This window comes from Paenibacillus piri (assembly GCF_004354045.1).
GTDB lineage: Bacteria > Bacillota > Bacilli > Paenibacillales > NBRC-103111 > Paenibacillus_S > Paenibacillus_S piri.
Genome location: NZ_SMRT01000001.1, coordinates 45235 through 63351, shown reverse-complemented (window position 1 = coordinate 63351; position 18117 = coordinate 45235). Strand labels below are relative to the sequence as shown.

Genomic DNA, 18117 nt, shown 5'->3' with positions numbered 1-18117 from the left:
TACTTCAGAATATTAGGGATGATTCCGTTCCGCAATTGAAAAAACCGGAAGGGCGTACGCCCGACCGATTTCTCATTGAACTTCCTTTTCATCCACCTGAGTAGTTCCATGCAGCCGATTCGTCCATGTCGAATGCTGCGAATTCGTTTCTGGTATCTCCATTGTACTTGACATTGGCCGCTGAATTTATATAACTCCGCTCAGGAGCCTGCGGGGGCGCCGATCAATCTCGTCTTTTTCCAGCGGCCGAACCGGTAATATAAAATGTTCAGCGCCGCGGCGATAAAGAAACTGATCGGAAAGCTCCACCAGATTGCGTCGAAGCCGTAGCTGTGGCCGAAAAACGAGGCCAGCGGATTACGGACGAACAGCAGAGCGATACCCGAAACGATGAGCGGAACCATGACCGCGCCCGATGACCTTACGACACCGGCAACCACGTTGAATATACCGAATAAGATAAACGACCACAAGGTGATATTGTTAATATGTACGCCCATATCGACAGCTGTGCCTCCGGTCGGAAGAAACAGGCTGACCGCTTGTCGGTTGAACAGATGGATCACGGCTACGATCAGCCCCGTAAGTCCTACATTAAACATGACCCCGGTCCATGTAATCCGGTGAACGCGGTTCCAGTTGCCTGCGCCGATATTTTGCGCGGCCATCGAGGTCACCGCTCCTCCGATCGCCATTGCCGGCATCTGCACATAGCTGGAAATTTGCATCGCCACACCGAAAGCGGCGGCCGCCTCGGACCCGTAGCTGTTTACCAGCTGGATGAGTATCAAATTGCTGACGGAAACGACAACCATATTCAAGCCCATCGGAAGACCCTTTTGAATAAGTGCGCGGATGATCGTCCAGTTCAACGTCAGCATGTGCAGATCGTTTCGGGTAATGCGCAAAAAATATTTTTTATGGTACAGATACCATATCAGCAGCACGAAGCTGATCAGCTGCGAAATGAAGGTGGCGAGCGCCGAGCCGGATATGCCCATTTTCGGAAACGGCCCTATACCTTCGATAAGCAGCGGGTTAAGGATAACGTCCAGCGCAGCAGACAGCAGCAGGAAATAAAATGGCGTTTTCGCGTCGCCAGAGCCGCGCAGAACCGCCATAACCAGATTGTAGCCGAACATAAACGGCACTCCGGCGAAAATAATCTGCGTATAGGCGACAGCCAGCTCAAGCGCGTCATGCGGCGTGTTCATCCATAATAAAATATCCCGCGAAAAAATAACGCCGATCAGGCCGACCACGATCGATAAAACCATGAAAAATACGGTGCTGGTCCCGACCACCTTTTTGGCTTCTTCCACCCGCTTGGCGCCTAAATTTTGACCGATCAAAATAACCGCCGCCATGGCGATTCCGAATATGGCGCTGATGAGAAGGAACATGATGATGTTGGCGTTCGAGGTAGCCGCAAGCGCCTGTTCGCCTAAAAATTTGCCGATCCAGACGGAATTGATAGAGCCGTTCAAGGTTTGAAGAATGTTGCCGAGCAAAATCGGCAGCGAAAATAAGAAAAGCGTCTTGCCTATCGGGCCTTCGGTGAGCGTTGGCTTTGCAGGTTTGGACTTTGACGGATCCATAAATAGGTACTCTCCTTTACAACAGGGTGTTATCATTTCGATATGATGATTTCTATTATAGCCACAGATCAGGGCAATTGGAATTTTTGCCTTTAAAAAAAAGAACGCCGATGCATGCTTGCACCGGCTTCCTTCATGCGGATCTTTCGTTTTCCCGCCATATACCGATTTACACGATTTCAACAGCCGCCGGAGGCACATGCTGCAGCCCGCAGCCGGATGGAGGGCCGGAACATGACTAGATTTCCATAATAACCGGCAAAATCATCGGCCTTCTCCCCGTTTGTTCATACAGGAACCGCCCCAGCGTCTCTTTGATATGGGATTTGATCGTGCTCCATTGGTTTACGTTTTCCGCCTGCAGCCTGGTGACGACATCGGTCACCATCCGGTTCGCCTCGTCCAGCATACTTTCCGACTCGCGGATGTAGACGAAACCGCGGGAAATCAGGTCGGGGCCGGAGACGATCTTGGCTTCCGTCTTGCTCAATATCGTCACCACGATCAGAATGCCGTCCTGCGACAAATGCTTGCGGTCCCGCAGCACGATGTTTCCTACGTCGCCGATGCCCAAACCGTCTACATGCGTATTGCCGGCCGTTACCTTTCCGGCCAGCCGAGCGGCTCCGTCGCGAATTTCGACGACGTCGCCGATATTGATGATGAACGTATGCCCCGGCTCGACGCCCACCGACTCGGCCAAATACCGGTGCTGCTGCAGCATCCGGTATTCCCCGTGAATCGGGATAAAATAGGTCGGCCGCATAAGGCTCAGCATTAATTTCAGTTCCTCCTGGCTCGCGTGCCCGGAAACGTGCATGCCGGTGACGGAGCCCGAGCCGTAGATGACGTTGGCGCCGAGACGGTATAAGTCGTCCACGGTGCGGGCGACATTTCGCTCATTGCCCGGAATCGGCGTCGCCGAAATAATGACCGTGTCGCCGGGATGGACCGAGACGTGACGGAAATTGGCCCGGGCCAGCCGGGACAAAGCCGCCATCGGCTCGCCCTGGCTGCCCGTGCAGAGCAAAGCGACCCGGCTGGACTCAAATCGGTTGACCTCCGCCGGCTCGATGATCATGCCTTCCGGAACGTTCAAATAACCGAGCTCGGAGGCGATGGTGACCACATTCACCATACTCCGGCCGAGCAGGACCAGCTTCCGGTCGGTCACGAAGGCCGCATCGACCACCTGCTGAATCCGGTGCACATTGGAAGCGAAAGTCGAGATAAACACCTTCTGCTTCGCCTGGCGGAACGCTTCCTCAATATGCATGCCGACTACCCGCTCCGATGGCGTAAAGCCGGGACGCTCCGCATTCGTGCTTTCGGACAGCAGCGCCAAGACGCCGTTTTTTCCGATTTCCGCCATTTTGTGCAGATCCGGATACTGTTCGTTGACGGGCGTCAAATCGAATTTGAAATCGCCCGTATGCACGACCGTGCCCTCCGGCGTATGAAAGACGACGCCCAGGCAGTCCGGGATGCTGTGGTTTGTTTTGAAAAAGGTGGCGCTGATTGAGCCAAGCGTGACCTTCGATTCGGAATGGATCAGTACCTGCTCGGTTTCTCTAAGCAAACCGGCCTCCTTCAGCTTGACGTCGATCAGACCGAACGTCAGCCGGGTCGCGTACACCGTCATCGGGAGCTGCCTTAAAATATAAGGAAGTCCTCCGATATGATCCTCGTGGCCGTGCGTAATAATAATGCCCCTTACTTTATCCCGGTTTTCCAGCAAATATGTAATATCGGGAATAATCAAATCGATGCCAAGCAGCGATTCGTCGGGAAATTTGGAACCGCAGTCGATGACTACGATATCATCCGCATATTGCAGCACATACATATTTTTGCCAATCTCATTCACGCCTCCAAGGGCGAAAATGGACAGTTTCTGATCCACAGACTTGCTCAAGAAATATCCCCCCGTCGGTAAAAATGCCAATATATTCATTTTATCCCGGACCGGAAATTTTATGATGGCCGCATCGAAACCGACAGTGCCGCTCGCCAATCCGGTATCAACGGTAATGCTTCGTCGTCATTCGGTCCAAGCTTTTAAATTCATAGCCCTGTCCGCGGGCGTCGTCAATAATTTGCGCGAGCGCCTGCGCATTATCGCTCGATACGGAATGGAGCAGGATAACCGCTCCCGGATGAAGCTGGTCCATTACGCTCTTATAGGCGAATTCCCGCCCCTTCTGCTTATTCGTTTCCCAATCGCGGTAAGCGATGGACCAAAAGACGCTCGTATACCCCTGCTCCCGGCTGAACGCCAGTACCTGATCGCTGAAAATTCCGCGGGGCGGCCGCAAATACGGCATCGTCTGCTGTCCCGTAAGATTAGCTACCGCTTGCTTCACCTTTTCGAGCTCCTCCTTCATCCGGCCCGTCGAAATTTGACTCATATCGGGATGACTCCATGAATGGTTGCCGATCAAATGACCTTCGCTCACCATCCGTTTTGTCAGCTCCGGCTGGTCTTTAACATAAGGGCCGGTAACGAAGAAGATGGCGGGCACCCCCTTCTCCTTCAGCACGTCGAGAATTTGCGCCGTATATCCGTTTTCGTAGCCGTTGTCGAAGGTTAAATACAGTTCTTTTTGCGTCGTATCCCCGAGAAAAACCGCTTCGTGCTTTTGCATAATCGCCATGAAGCCTTCTTCCGCGATCGAGGGCAGCTTGCCGCCCCTGCTTTTCTTAAAGCCGAAATGATACGGCTGGGTACTTTCGGCATAGGCCGAGCCGGAAACGAGCAGCAGGCTGAGCATCAGCATAACAATCACCTTCAAGTTGCGCGCCATAACTGGTTGTTATCTCCTTTCATCTGTAGAAGTGCGAATGCGGCGAGCATTCCCGATGCGTTGCTTCCATCACATGCAAACTGTAGTTAAATTTCCCGCGACCGGACCGTTTTATTCCGGCGCAAACGAAGGTTACAAGAGCTGCGCCTTTCTCAAGGGGCGCTTGGGCAAAGTCGGGAAGCCCAGTATAAACGGTTTCGCCTTCCATGAAAGACGGGTGCGATTGTCAAGGTTGGCACGGCAAAGGTTAACGGACAAAACCCGGCCGTCCTCGAATCGGGACGCCGGGTTTTGACGAAGCTTTTACGTTATAATTACAATAATTGACAGGATTGCTACTGCGAAGCTTTCGGCTGCGAAACCGCGTTCTGCCGTTCCATGGCATGCAGCTTTTCCACTCTGCGGCGGAACTCCTCCGCCGTGCTGAACTCCGCATTCAAAAACCGTTCGAGCAGCTCCGTCACAAGGACGGGCCCGATAATTTGCGCGCCGACGCACATGACATTGACGTCGTCATGCTCTACGCACTGGTGGGCGGTATAAATATCGTGGCATACGGAAGCCCGGATACCCGGAATTTTGTTGGCGGCAATGCACGCTCCTACCCCGGTGCCGCATACCATAACGGCCCGCTCCGCCTCGCCGGACAGCACAGCCGCGCAAACGCTGCGCGTAATATCCGGAAAATCGACCGGATTGCTGTCGTACGACCCGAAATCCTTAACCTGATGGCCCATTTTCTCCATCGCCGCAATAACCGTTCCTTTCAACGGAAAACCGGCATGATCGCCTCCGATTGCAATTTTCATCGTCGAATTCCTCCCATTTAAATAGATTTGAAACTATCTTAAAGTTTAACTTGGTTTAATTCGCTTTTCGGTTAATCGTTTAATTAGCAATCATAAAACTGTTGCGAAAAATTTAAGCCTGACAGCCGCAGGATTGTCTTATGATGAGCTCAGGCTCCAAATACGTGATTTCCCGCCTTGCCTGCCGGTTGCCGATTCTCTCCAGCATTAAGCCCGCCGCCAGTACGCCCAGCTGATAAGCGGGCTGTCTGACGGTTGTCATCGGCGGATCTACAATTTCCGCCCAATCCGGATCGTCGAAACCGACAATCGCGAGCTGCCCGGGAATACGCAGCTCCGCTTCCTTTATATATTTATATGCGCCCAATGTCATCGAGTTGTTGGAAACAAACACCGCATCCGGCTTCGTTTCCTGTTCCATCAGTTCCTTCATGCTTTCATAGCCGCTCCTGATGTCGAAAAGCCCTTCCTTCACCAGCTGCGCCGACTCGGTTATCCCGTAATCTTCAAGCGCCCTTCGGTAGCCGGTCAGGCGATCATTGCCCGTGCTAATCGACAGAGGTCCCGTGATGATCGCGATGGCGCGGCTGCCATGCCGGATCAAATGCTCCGTGGCCGCATACGCTCCCTGTATATTGTTCGTCATAATTACATCGGAATTCAAAAATTCCGGGCAGCGGTTCAGAAATACGATCGGTACCCCGGCCGTACCGAGCGAGCGGAAATATTCGCCCGAGTTCCCGGCCGATGAGACGATCAATCCGTCCACCCGTTTGCCGATAAGCGTCTCCAGATGGCTGCGCTCCTTATCCGTCGAGGAATCCGTGTTGCAGAGCAAAATATTATAGCCGCTCCGGGCAAGCTCCGCTTCGATGCCGCGCACAGCTTCCGTTAAAAACGGGTTGGCGATATCCGAAATAAGCAAGCCGATGATCCGGGATTGCTGTACGCGCAAGCTCTTGGCCACACTGTTGGGCTGATAATTCAGCTCCGCCACGGCCGCATTGATTTTGTTCGTCACTTCTTCGCTTACATATTTCGTCCGGTTCAAAACATTGGAGACGGTAGCCGTCGAGACGCCGGCCAGCATAGCCACCTCTTTAAGCGTCGCCCTCTTCAATTAGCATGTTCACCTCCTTTAATTAAACGATTAACTTGATTGTAGTCATTCAATCGGCCGCAAGTCAACGATGAAATTTATTTACCTGCCGAGCTTTTAGCTATCAAACACGCAAACCGATTGACGTTGAGAAATTACCCGGCAGGAAACTTTTTCATGTATAATGAAGAAAGCCTGTCTTGTAAGCGATTGCGAACTTATTTTTCGTTAAGGAGTGGTGAATCATGATTTACCGCAGTTTCGGAAATACGGGATGGCAAGTTTCCGCTATTGGCTTGGGTACTTGGAATATTGGCAACCAGTGGGGGGAAGTCGATGACGCGGCCTCCTACGCGACGATCCGCACCTCGTTGGACCATGGCGTCAATCTGTTCGATACCGCCGAATCGTACGGCATTCCGAACGGCTTGTCCGAGCAGCGGCTCGGGAAGGCGCTGGCAGGCGAGCGGCACCGCAATTATATCGTTTCCAAAATCGGCAACTTCGGCAAAAGAACCGGCCAAGGCGTGCCCATTACGACCCCCGACATGATCCGCTTGTGCGCGCATGCTTCTTTGCACCGGCTGAGAACGGATTATTTGGACGTTGTCCTGTGCCATATCGGAGATATCGAAGATCCTTCGGTTTTTCTCGAAGGCTTCGAAATATTGAAGCGGGACGGCGAAATTAGGGAATACGGCATTTCGACCGACCGTCTTGAAGTACTGAAAAAGTTTAACGCGAACGGCAACTGCCGCGTCGTCGAAGTAGACTACTCCTTGCTGAACCGTGCGCCGGAGCAGCAATTTCTCCCTTACTGCGAGGAGCACGGCATCGCGGTGCTCGTACGCGGACCGCTGGGCATGGGCCTATTGTCGGGGAAATATACGGAGGACACGGTATTTACCGATACGGTGCGCTCCAAATGGAGCACGGACGATGCGGAGCGCGAGAAGTACGCGGGACGCATCCGCAAAATGAACGAAGTCAAGCAAGCGCTTCATGACGGCGAAGATATGGCAACGGCTGCGCTGCGCTATGTCATTTCCCATTCGTCGGCCGCCGTAGCCATTCCGGGGGCGAAAAATCCGCAGCAGGCGGCCGCCAACGCCCAAGCCGGCGAAGCGCTGTTTACGAAGGAGCAGCTCAGCCGCTTCGACCGGTAGGCGGGAGGCGGTAGTTAAGCCGGTAAACGGTTAAGCTTGTAAATAGTCAAGCTTGTAAACGGCAGGGGAACGGACTTTACATTATGTTAAAAAGTCTAAAATAGGGCTTTCCAAAAAGGGTAGCAACCGGTGAGACAGCTCCAAAAAATAGGCAAAGCCGCCTCCAATACCACTATATAAGTGGAGATGGAAGCGGCTTTTTACATGCGAGCGCTAGAAATAATCCGATTGCGCTTCGTCATCGGCGATGCTTTGCAGGTCTGCTGCCGTGACGCTGACAATAGGGTAGCTGCGCAGCTGGGACAGACGCAGCGCCTGCTCCTTGATATATTTCGGCGAGCCGTCCTGTTCCTCGTCATACAGCAAAATCATCCCGTCCGAATTGCGCAGCAAAAACTTGTTCTTCTCCTTAAACTGCCATGGCCCGTCATATTTGCTTTTCGATATGCTGTTTACATAATCCGCCTGCTTCAGCACGGCCTGGTACCGGCTTTTTTTCTCGTCGCTCCAATTTTCCTCCTGGTCCAGAAAAGGGGTGATGACCGCCAGACGCAGCTGACCGTACGTCTCTTTCAGCTCCAGCACCGCTTCCGCCGCCCACAGCTCGACCCCCCATTGTCCGCTGACGATAACCCATTCCAAACCGTCGTCGATCAGGGCGATGACTTGCTTGGTGACAGCTTTTTTGATAATGTCGATCCCTTTATGCTTCAAAGAAAAAATACCGAGCTCCGACGCTTTGTATCCCATAATGAGCACTTTGTGCACCCGCTCGCCGCCTCCATCCTTCCGCACGGCCGTTCAGCCTTCAGCCGTTCTACCGCCTCATCATTTTGCCGTCCAGCTTCAATCATTGCCGCTATCGATTATATCACAAGCTTACGGCACCGCTGTAAACTTTCGGAATTCGGGTATACGGCCGATTTCAACTAGTGCTATAATACCAATGAATTCATTAACGTCATTTATAATCAGACAGGAGAAAATTGTTGTGATTTACACCATGATGAACGCATCCAGACCGTTTCTTTTTACGCTGCTGGTTGTTTCCTTTGTGCTGCAAACTTTGACAGGCTGGCAATGGCTGCTGGGTGTCGAAGGCACGTTGGCGCTGCTCAGCTTGCTGGTCTCATTGCACGCCGCCCGGAGAATGTTTCAAATTGTCGCCGCTATTTTCCTTACCGCCGGGATGTTCTGCGTTGTTTGGGCGGGTGTGCCGCTTGCCCGGTTTCCTTACTTGATGACCTCCAACGTCATGCTGATTTCGCTGTTGTACATGCTGCCGTTTATTAACCGCGTCATTCGAATCGGAGGGTACGACCGGCATTTGAGCCGATGGCTTAACATACGATCCGGCCATCTTGGACATTTGTATATCCGTTCTTTAGCGGTCAGCTATTTGCTGAGCCTCTTTTTGTTTTTTGCCGCAATTCCGCTGCTGTACCGGGTGCTGAGCAAGCATCTGCAGGGGCAGGACAAGCATCGGGTAAACCGTTTTATGAGCATGTCGATTCTTCGCGGATTCGGTATCGTCGCCGTCTGGAGTCCGGTCGAGCCGCTGGTCGCAACAGCCGTGCTGATCACAGGAGTTTCCTACCTGTCCCTGCTGCCCTGGATGCTCGGCCTTTCCGCCATTCTGCTTGCGGCCGGCTCGCTGTGGGGTCTGCAATTCCGTAAAATCCCGCTGAATCATCAGGATGACGGTACGCCGCAGTTGGCTCCTTCGTGGTCCAAAACAGGCGCGTTTCTGCTTGCCCTTGTGCTGCTGATCGGCTCGGCCTTTGCGCTGCAAACCGTTCTCGGCATTTCATTTTTTGCGGCGATGACGTTTGCCTTGCTTCCGTTCTCCCTGTTGTGGGCCGTGATTTTGCGGCGCTTCAACCGTTTTATATCGACCTCGCGGAAGCAGTGGAAACACAATGTAAACGATTTGCGTCACCTGCTGGTGCTGTTTTTATCGTTCGGCTTTTTCAACAGCGCAGTCTCGAAAACGCATTTATTTCAGCTTATGGAGGGGCCCGTTCAAGCGATATCGCAATGGCCTGCTCTGCTGTTCGTCTTTATCCTTGCGGCCTGCCTCATTTTGCCGGTGATCGGCGTGCATCCGTTGGTCGTAATGAGTTTGTTCGGATTCTTTTTACAACCGATTTTGCAGATCATGAATCCGCTCAGCATTGCGATTCTCCTGATTACCGCGTGCCTGTGCTCATCTTTTATGGGTACTTTTAACTCGACCGTGACGATTATGAGCGGCCTGCTTCAAGTAAATCCATACCGGATCACGATGTGGAACCTCGGCTTCGGGCTTGTTTTCGGCGGGATCGGCGTCATTGCCGCTCTTTGCTTGCTGTAATTCGACAGAAACACGGTCGGAGACAAGCCGTGAGGTATGTCGCCGGACGGTCTTTTAAGATGCTGACAGGGAGGTATATAAGGCATAATTCCAGCCCCGTCTCAAAAAAATTATGAGTTCAACGGCTCGCAACCCGTTCATAAGAAAAGGGCGACCTCCCGGTCACCCCAAAAAATAGTATTATGACAAAAATAAACGGTACGCCATTCTCGAAGGACGAGCGCGATCGTCAAGGTTGTGAAGTACGGTGCCGGACGAGACCGCTATTGAAGACGCTCCTGCAGCCTTCATCCGAGCTTCAACGCCGCATGCTGACGTCCTACCGACCGATGCGAGGCAGCAAGCGGTTTACAAATATGGCTGAACCCGAGTACGGATTCGCTCCAGCCCTTCCCACATATCGCCGGGTCCGTCATAAATGAGTACCATCGCGCCTTGAAATCCGTCAGCTTTCACCGTTTCCAGGCAGCGCGAAAATTCGGCCTCATCGGGAAAGCCGTTGTCGTCGTACTGGGCCTTGGCATGAACCGATACGCTGCGGGGCAATGTCGAAGCAAACTCCTCGTATTTGCCGGGCAATTGAAAATTGCCGAAATCCGTAATAAACCCTACCTCCGGTCCGGCCTGCTCAAGCAGGCTCACGCAGCTCGCTGCGGTGGACGTCAATGCGCGGAAATTTTCGCTAATGACGCGCACGCACCGTTCGGAGCCGTATCCCGCAAGCTCCGATAATGCGGCGGCGGACTGACGGATCGCCTCCTCATCGGTCGGCTGGGCATCGCCCGCAACGATGCGGATTTGCTTGGCGCCTGCATGCGAGGCAATATCGATCCAGCTTCGGATCAGCGCCAAATCGGCTTCGCGCCGGACCGGATCGGCCGCCGTCAGGTCGCCGTAATCAAGCAGCAGCGTATCGAATGAAATCGCAGCCGCCGCAAAAGCTTCCCGAAGCTGCCGCAAATAGTCCCGCTCGGTTGACGGAAAATGAAAATGACATACTTCCAGCGCTTTGTACCCCCGCCGGGCCGCCTCGCCCGGCAGCTCAAGAAGCGTCAGCACCTCAGGCTGATCCTTCAAAAGGGTGGTGTGCTTGTCGGCGTCCGCATCCCATTGTATCAGGCGAAGCGGGCCGAGCAAGCGATGCAGACTCCATGTGCTTACGGATAAATAAGGCATCGGTTATTCCTCCTTCTCCTTAACGGCATCAATAAATGACTTGTGATGCAACCATCATCCGTGCTGCAAATCAATTCGCCGCGATTGCATCGAACGTACTCATCATAGCATAATCGTCCGCAGCTGTGCGATTTCATTTCGGTCGGATCGAGCAGTACTGCCAAGTCAGTCGCTGGCTTCGAGCAACACAGCTCCCGTATATATAAGCTTCGCTCAACGCTCCAGCTGCCGCAGCTTCAGCCGAACCTGCTCAAGCCCCGGGTTCCGCTCAAGCAGCCGCTGCAGCAGTGCCCGCGCATCCTCCTTTTTGCCCGTAATCAGGGCAAGATCGGCCAGCGCGGCATCCGATTTCCACTGCGCAATTTGCGAATCGGCCGGCGTCGGGCCGCGGTACGTCTGGAACTGCTCCTTGGCGCCGCGCAGCGATTGCTCGGAGCTCTGCAGCAGCCGGACCGCCTGCCTCATCTGAATTTGCGCCAAATAATACATTGCGTCCGGAAAATTCGGCGCTGCCGCAAGGGCGCGCCTGCAGGCCTGCTCGGCCAAGTCCAGCTCTTTGCGGGACAAATACAGTTTGGCCAGAAACATTTGAATGTCGAGCGTCCGGCCAAACCGCGGAAAGGCCGCAGCCTTTTCCTCCGCAGCCAGAAACAACTCCAGCGCATGATCCGTGTTTCCGTAAGCCCAGCTTTCCCGGCCGTAGTAGAGAAGCCAGCCCGGATTGTCCGGCTCCTCCGCCACCATTTGCTCGAGCAGCCGCAAATTCCTCTCGAGCTTCCGTTCCTTTTGTACGATCGAAGGCTCGTAGCCGTCATGATGCAGCCGAATACGTACGGACTGGCGGTAGGTGTCGCTTTCCAATACTCCATCCCCGGCGATCGCAATCTGCTCGTGAACCCGCCCTTTGAAGCATAAGCCGCGCCGGGTCGGAAACATGCGGGCTTGCGTGAACTCGTCCGAGACGGCTCCGTTGATCTGATTCATCTGCCAAATCAGCAGCACTGGCGGAAGGTCAAGCCCGTCAAACAATCCGGCGACTTCCCGAACCGTATGCTTGTCCTCGGATGCAAGGTATTCATCGGCATCGACCCACAGCACCCAGTCGCTTTCCACATGCGAGAGGCCTCGATTTCGCTTGTCTGCGAAATCGTCCCGCCATTCCACATCCACGAGCTTGGCGCCCGCAAACCGCCGTACAAGCTCCGGCGTACGATCGGTCGAACCGGAATCGATCACGACGATCTCGTCCACCGCTCCGGACAAATGCGAAAGACAGCGTTCAATCGAACGTTCGCTGTTATAAACGAGAACGGCGGCGGCGACCGACACCTTCTTTACCCGCAGCAGTTCGTGGATAGACGCTCTCTCCGGCCCGTCCGGGACGTTCTTCACCGCCTCATAAACCGCAGGTACCCAACCCGACTGCGGGTCCAGCATCCAGGCCCGGTCAAATACGCGCCGCGCCGCTTTGCCGCAGCCTTGATGCATCAAGGCTTCGCCCAAATATACCCAGGCCTGCGCCAGCAGCGGATCGTTCCGCACCACGCCGGCCGCCATGATCTCCGCATCTTTGTAGCGCTTCAATTTTAATGCCTGTACGATCGGTTCGAGTATAGCTTGCCGCAATAGATTCCCCTCCGCATGAACATCCGTATCGCTGTGAACCAAACAAGACCAACGGCGAGGTTGGCCTTGCAAATTCCGAAATAAACGGACCAGCCTTACCGGTCAGTAAGTGATACCGCCGTCATAGAAGTTAAATTTGACTTGCTTGCTTGCGGCTTCGACAGGTCCTGGATTTTCGTTAGCAATAACGGTGATGGTAGTCGTGCCGACACGATTGTCTTTCCTGTCCAGCGTCAGCCAGTTTCCATAATTGGCAGCATTAATGAAATAATTACTGTCTATACTCCCGGACGATACGGCAAACGACGGCGAGCTGAAGATATAGCCTGCAAATATATCGGTATAGCTCAAATCAAACGAACCGAAAGAAGTAACAGAGTCATACACGTAGTATTGATTCAAGTCGTACACCTCGACCGTAAACGTATCTTCCGTCGAAGCGTTCAGGCTGTCCTTGGCCGTGACTCGAATGGTGGCCGTCCCCGATCCGGTGCCGTTAATTTGGAAACTGCCGTCAGCAAGAGCTGCGGTGCTAACGACACTCTCCCCGCCCGGCAGCACTTGGACGGAGTAATTCAGTTCCGACTGATTCGGATCGCTGTAATACAAGGTCGGATCCAATAGAAGCGAACGACCCGTGTTCAGCATTCTTGCGTCAAACGGAATATTGCCCGTCGGAGGATCGTTGACGATGACCTGAAACGATCGGTTTGCCGTCCCGCCATGGTTATCGCTCACTGCAACCGTGACCGTAGCCGAACCGTAATTCACACCCGTCAGCTTTAGCGAGCCGCTAGCCAGTGTAACGGACACGATATTAGGATCGTCCGATACGTACGAGGAGAACGTCAGGCTGTCCGAGTCCTCATCGATGAACAAGTCAGTCGCACGAACGGTGGTCGAATAAGTTTTTTTCACCATTGGGGTCGGGAAAAGCTCGTCAGGCACAGGAACGTTATTGAGTACGTCGACGGTGAACGTATCCGTGACGCTGCCGCCAAAGCTGTCAGCCGCTTTCAACGTGACCAGATTCGTGCCTCTCGGCAAACCTGATATATTTGCAGCCGTTATGTTTCCGGTCGCGAACGGCGTGACGGTCAGATCGCCGCCCAAATCGGTAATCGCCGAATAGTCCAGCATGTCGCCGTCGGGATCCGTAAACCGGCCGGTCAAATTAACGAATGCAGAATGAGTATGATTAATCGTTTGTAATGGGATGGGCGGTGGGAGCAGCACCGGCGCACGATTGGCAACGGTCACGCCGAAGCTGGCCGATGCCGATGCGCCTGACGTATCGGTAGCGGTCAAGGTCAGCACGGTAGTACCCCGCGATTGCGGCATGATCGTTAATTGTCCGCTGGTCATGCTCGTTGTCACGATGCCCGCCGGTGCATTCGATATGGTGTAGAATAGCTGATCGCCATCCGGGTCGTAAAAGTAGCTGCTGAGCGGAAAGGTTATGGGCTCGCCCAGCGTCGTCGTTCGCGGTTCGATGCTGCCGGCCACAGGCGCATGATTTACATAGGTCGCGTTCGTAACCGTAACGCCGAAGCTGCCTTGGGCCGTCCCGCCGCGTCCGTCATAGACGGACGCGGTAACCGTCGAAGAGCCCAATTCCGCCCCGTATATGCTGAGCAAACCGTTATTTTGCGATACTTGTATGTAATTGCCTGCCTGTGACAGCTGAACCGGATTAAAGAACAGCTGATCCCCTGCGTCTTCATCCGTAAAAGAGCTGCGTAAATCAACGGCGGCATACGTTCCTTTCGTTACGGAAACTTGCGAAATGGAGTGGTTCCACACCGGAGCATGATTCGTCGAATCCACGACCGTCAGCGGGTAGCTGTTGCTTGCCCGTCCGCCGCGGCCGTCGTTGACGGTCACTTTTAAAACCAAGGAGCCCGGCTGAATGCCGGTAAGGGCGATACGGTTATTTATCAATTGGGAAGTAACGCTGCCGGTAGAGCCAAGGCTGAATGTTTCGATGGTCAGCGCGTCGTTGTCGGCATCCTCGAACAACTGCTCGGGTGCTATGAGGACCGTCTCGGATTTGTTGACGGACAATGACAACATTTTTGAGCTCGGCGGCGTGTTAGGCGATGCTGAAGCCGTCTGCGGCGATATAAAATGAAGCAGCCGATTCACGGCCGGCCGGTCCACCGGGTGGCTGCCGACATAAGCCGTAACCTGTCCGATACCGACTTTGCCGCTCTGGTCGCGGCCAAGCGCCTCCGGCAGGACGGAAACCTCGAACGTATCCGTCACGCTGCCCGAGCCGGTCGATGTACCCGTTACGCTTACCGTTGCCGTACCCATCCGCTCATTGTTCAGCGTGAGCAAATTGCCGCTGACGGATGCGCTGAATCCTTGCAGTTGGCTGACGGATGACGTATAGGAGCCCGCCCCCTCAAAATATTGGCCAAGATCGATCGTCAGCGGCTTTCCTACACTTGCCTGCAGATCGGGCAGCGGACTTTTGACGAACGGCGCCTTCAAAAGGGCAACCGGCGGGGAAACGTCATTGGCATACGAACTCGTCTGCGGAAGCATATAAAACAAGGGATTCATCACAAGCGAAGCGGTCAGCAGCTTGGCCAGCTTCTTACCGGTACCGCCCCTTCCGGGCTTGTATTTCCTTTTCATAAATCGGGATTCACCTCTACGATCAACAATTTTTCCGAAAACATTCCGTATACTTCAGTTTATCATAGCTATCCGGTCCAGAGTTGTGTTTTTTTACACGAATCCGTATATTTTTACACTGCTCGACAAAGGAGACTGTCGATTAAAGGACGGGAACGGGCAATGGATACGACTTCGAAGCTCAAACACGTTTTATTGCCTTGATTTCATTATACTTTTCGGTATCAATGCAATAAAAAACTCGCCCTGAAGCCATTCTCCAAGCCCTTATCCCTATTAATCGACAGTCTCCAAAGTTCCGCTATAAGAAATCCTCTATCGAGGTTTTTCCAGGATGAGCGACCGCGATTCAAATGTAGGTTTTCTTGCAATATCAGAATTGTTCAGCTCCGCTGAAAACATATAAATTCTGAAATTATAAAAAAACTCCTGATCGGGGTACTTTCGACGAAGATACATTCGTGTCTTAGCGGTAATTTTTCTTGAAAGATCAGAATGCTTCAGCTCCGCTGAAAACTTATACATTCTGATCTTATAAAAAAAGCATCCCGCGGACTGCTGTCCAAGGAATGCTAGATTTCACCTGCGCTTAATTCAACAACCAGCAGCCAGTAGACCGTTTTCACGGGAACGTACGAAACGGCCCAACAGGATTCCCGGAAACGCCGGCATTGCGGCTGCATTGCGTTGTAATCGTTATGTTCGACTTGCTGTTTTAGCTGTGACATCCTGCATGTGTATTATGTCGCCTGCGTCTGCAGCCTGATCCACAGCGTTTTATTGCGGTACTCCTCTTCCTGCCCCAGCTCCCTGCCGAACCAGTCCGGCGCTTCGAACGATTGCGCGGCCTGCAGGTCGGGAAATTCCGCCTCGACGACGATCAGATCGATCTGCTTGTATTCGTCAATTTCATACAGACGGCCCTGCTGCTCAACCGTCGTCCGGATTTTCTCCAGCGGCACCAGCTTTGTATTGTCCAATAACTGCCGGTACACCTGCTCCGAAATCGGGTACTCGATCTCTTCCCTGACCAAGCCGTGCCCCGCTTTAAACGTATGTGTATATTGCGAGCGGCCATCGTGATTGATGAGCTGCCGGACGCGGATTTCCTGATCGTCGGAAAAAGCCAAATACGTCTGGTAAATATGCTGCCGCGATACCAGGACGAGCTCATGGCGCTCAAGCTGCTTGGCCGGAAAAGCGTGCAGTAAAAATTTTCTTTCGATTTCCTTGCCCACGATGCGGCGAACCTCCCTTCAATGCACTGCCAAATCTGATTTTAGCATAGCGCTTGAAAAGGGCAACTGTTACTATCGGATTATTGCCGTCGTACCGGACCGTATCAGCCGGAAAATGGTTCTGCGACGCGCGAATTTCAAAAAGCGCCTTCTTCCTGCCCGCACAATCTGTTATGATAATACCCGGAGAGAGGGGAAGACACCATGCGAAGTTATTTAATATTAACCATGTGCGGACTGTTCCTTATTCAATATTTCGTTCAGCTGCCATGGCTTGAAAATATTGTCATTGTGATGACGCTGGCGGCCTTTGCCGGGAGCGCGTCAAAGGCAAACCCGATGGCCCGATGGTTCGGCATCAGCATGATGGCCGTCGGCATTGCCGTCGAGCTGAGCAAAGGGACCGGCCTTGCGGGCATCCGTCAAGGAATTTCAATGAATCTGCCGCTGCTCACGCTGGTTATCCTGGTTCCGCTGCTGTCGCTGCCGTTAAAGCTCGGAGGCTATTTCGAGGCGATCGACACGCTGCTGCGCCGGTTGAAGCATCAGCCGCGGAAGCTGTTTGCCGGCATTACGGCCGTGTTGTTTATTTTAGGACCTATCCTGAACCTCGGCTCGATCCGCGTCGTCGACGAAATTTTAAAAAAGCATAGCCTGCCGCCCATGATGCTCGCCAAAAGCTATCTGGTCGGCTTTTCGACGACGATGCTTTGGTCCCCGTACTATGCTTCGGTTGCGCTCGTGCTGTATTACCTGCACATTCCCATCACCGAATATATGGCGTACGGGATCGGATTGGCGCTCCTGTTCGTCGTGATGGGCAATATCCTTTTTGCGTTCTGGGCGGGCCGCCATCTGCGGCACAACGACCACCCGGAGACCGCCGCCGCGGCGGAAATGGAGGAAGATGCGGCGCAGGACTCCGGCATGTACCGCAAAAAGCTGGCAAGGCTCGGCCTGATTGTCATCGGGCTGATGGGCATCACCTTCCTGCTTGAATTTGCGACCCATTGGTCGATGCTTGTCCTCGTCAGCCTGCTGGCGCTTGCTTTTCCATTGCTGTGGGCGGTATCTACACGCGGCTGGAGCCGGCTCGCGCCGATGCTGGTTTCCTTCCGGGACCATTCCGTGCCGTTCATGAACAATGAAATCGTGCTGTTTACAAGCGCGGGGCTGCTCGGCATAGCGCTGCAGGGAACCGCCTTCGGCAACGGGCTCAAGACGGTTTTGAACGGCTTGGCGCATCAATCGTTCTTCTTATTTGCGCTCTCGGTCGTCGCATTCATTGTCGTCGTCACCTTCATCGGCGTCCATCCGATGGCGACCGTGACAACGCTCGTGACGCAGATGAATGCGCATGACCTGGGTACGACCAACATCGTGCTGGCCATGCTGCTCATGCTTTCCTGGTCCATTTCCTCGACCGTCAGCCCGGTCAATCCGTTAAACCTGCTGGCGAGTCGGCTGTCCGGCACCTCGGGACTGGAGGCCGGACTGCGCGCGAACGGGCTGCACCTGCTGCTGGTTACGGGGCTGGGCCTGCTGATCATCACATGGATTCATTAGCTCGCGTCGGGTCCCCCATGTGATTTTTGGACACTCTGG

At 53.7% G+C, this 18117-nt stretch carries 13 protein-coding genes; 3 read left to right on the top strand and 10 right to left on the bottom strand.

Annotation, left to right across the window (positions count from 1 at the left end; all coding sequences use genetic code 11):
* Positions 1-200: 200 nt before the first annotated feature.
* The 5 genes from E1757_RS00275 to E1757_RS00255 form a co-directional block, all read right to left on the bottom strand.
* Positions 201-1598 (bottom strand): MATE family efflux transporter, encoded by a 1398-nt coding sequence (locus E1757_RS00275; protein WP_133224816.1) that lies wholly within the window; start codon positions 1596-1598, stop codon positions 201-203.
* Positions 1599-1836: 238 nt separating this feature from the next.
* Positions 1837-3552 carry a ribonuclease J gene (locus E1757_RS00270; RefSeq protein ID WP_220446470.1) on the bottom strand — a complete coding sequence of 572 codons (1716 nt, stop codon included), beginning with the start codon at positions 3550-3552 and terminating at the stop codon, positions 1837-1839.
* A gap of 67 nt (positions 3553-3619) precedes the next feature.
* Positions 3620-4402 carry a delta-lactam-biosynthetic de-N-acetylase gene (gene pdaA, locus E1757_RS00265; protein WP_133224814.1) on the bottom strand — a complete coding sequence of 261 codons (783 nt, stop codon included), beginning with the start codon at positions 4400-4402 and terminating at the stop codon, positions 3620-3622.
* Between the two features lie 335 nt (positions 4403-4737).
* Positions 4738-5211, bottom strand: a complete 474-nt coding sequence (locus E1757_RS00260; RefSeq protein WP_133224813.1) for an RpiB/LacA/LacB family sugar-phosphate isomerase — start codon at positions 5209-5211, stop codon at positions 4738-4740.
* Positions 5212-5323: 112 nt separating this feature from the next.
* The gene (locus E1757_RS00255; protein WP_133224812.1) at positions 5324-6331 is read right to left on the bottom strand and encodes a LacI family DNA-binding transcriptional regulator; all 1008 of its coding nucleotides are present in this window, start codon (positions 6329-6331) and stop codon (positions 5324-5326) included.
* Between the two features lie 224 nt (positions 6332-6555).
* Between E1757_RS00255 and E1757_RS00250 the strand changes: the two genes are divergently transcribed.
* Positions 6556-7476: an aldo/keto reductase gene (locus tag E1757_RS00250; protein WP_133224811.1), complete on the top strand. Its 921-nt coding sequence runs from the start codon at positions 6556-6558 to the stop codon at positions 7474-7476.
* Between the two features lie 213 nt (positions 7477-7689).
* Here the strand turns inward: E1757_RS00250 and E1757_RS00245 are convergent, their stop codons facing one another.
* Entirely contained in the window at positions 7690-8271 is a 582-nt protein-coding gene (locus tag E1757_RS00245) for an SLOG family protein (RefSeq protein WP_281282474.1), read from the bottom strand.
* Positions 8272-8467: 196 nt separating this feature from the next.
* Here E1757_RS00245 and E1757_RS00240 point away from each other — a divergent pair, with 196 nt between their 5' ends.
* Positions 8468-9829: a hypothetical protein gene (locus E1757_RS00240; protein ID WP_246078950.1), complete on the top strand. Its 1362-nt coding sequence runs from the start codon at positions 8468-8470 to the stop codon at positions 9827-9829.
* Positions 9830-10177: 348 nt separating this feature from the next.
* Here the strand turns inward: E1757_RS00240 and E1757_RS00235 are convergent, their stop codons facing one another.
* The 4 genes from E1757_RS00235 to E1757_RS00220 all read right to left on the bottom strand — a co-directional run bounded on the left by E1757_RS00235 (position 10178) and on the right by E1757_RS00220 (position 16512).
* A complete protein-coding gene (locus E1757_RS00235; RefSeq protein WP_133224810.1) occupies positions 10178-11005 on the bottom strand; it encodes a sugar phosphate isomerase/epimerase family protein in 828 nt (275 codons plus the stop codon).
* A 213-nt stretch (positions 11006-11218) separates the two neighbouring features.
* A complete protein-coding gene (locus E1757_RS00230) occupies positions 11219-12631 on the bottom strand; it encodes a glycosyltransferase family 2 protein (protein ID WP_133224809.1) in 1413 nt (470 codons plus the stop codon).
* A 102-nt stretch (positions 12632-12733) separates the two neighbouring features.
* A complete protein-coding gene (locus E1757_RS00225; protein WP_133224808.1) occupies positions 12734-15274 on the bottom strand; it encodes an Ig-like domain-containing protein in 2541 nt (846 codons plus the stop codon).
* A gap of 740 nt (positions 15275-16014) precedes the next feature.
* Positions 16015-16512, bottom strand: coding sequence for a CYTH domain-containing protein (locus tag E1757_RS00220; RefSeq protein WP_133224807.1), 498 nt, complete (start codon positions 16510-16512; stop codon positions 16015-16017).
* Between the two features lie 204 nt (positions 16513-16716).
* On the opposite strand from E1757_RS00220, the gene E1757_RS00215 reads away from it, so the two are divergent.
* The gene (locus tag E1757_RS00215) at positions 16717-18078 is read left to right on the top strand and encodes a hypothetical protein (protein WP_133224806.1); all 1362 of its coding nucleotides are present in this window, start codon (positions 16717-16719) and stop codon (positions 18076-18078) included.
* The last annotated feature ends 39 nt before the right edge of the window (positions 18079-18117 follow it).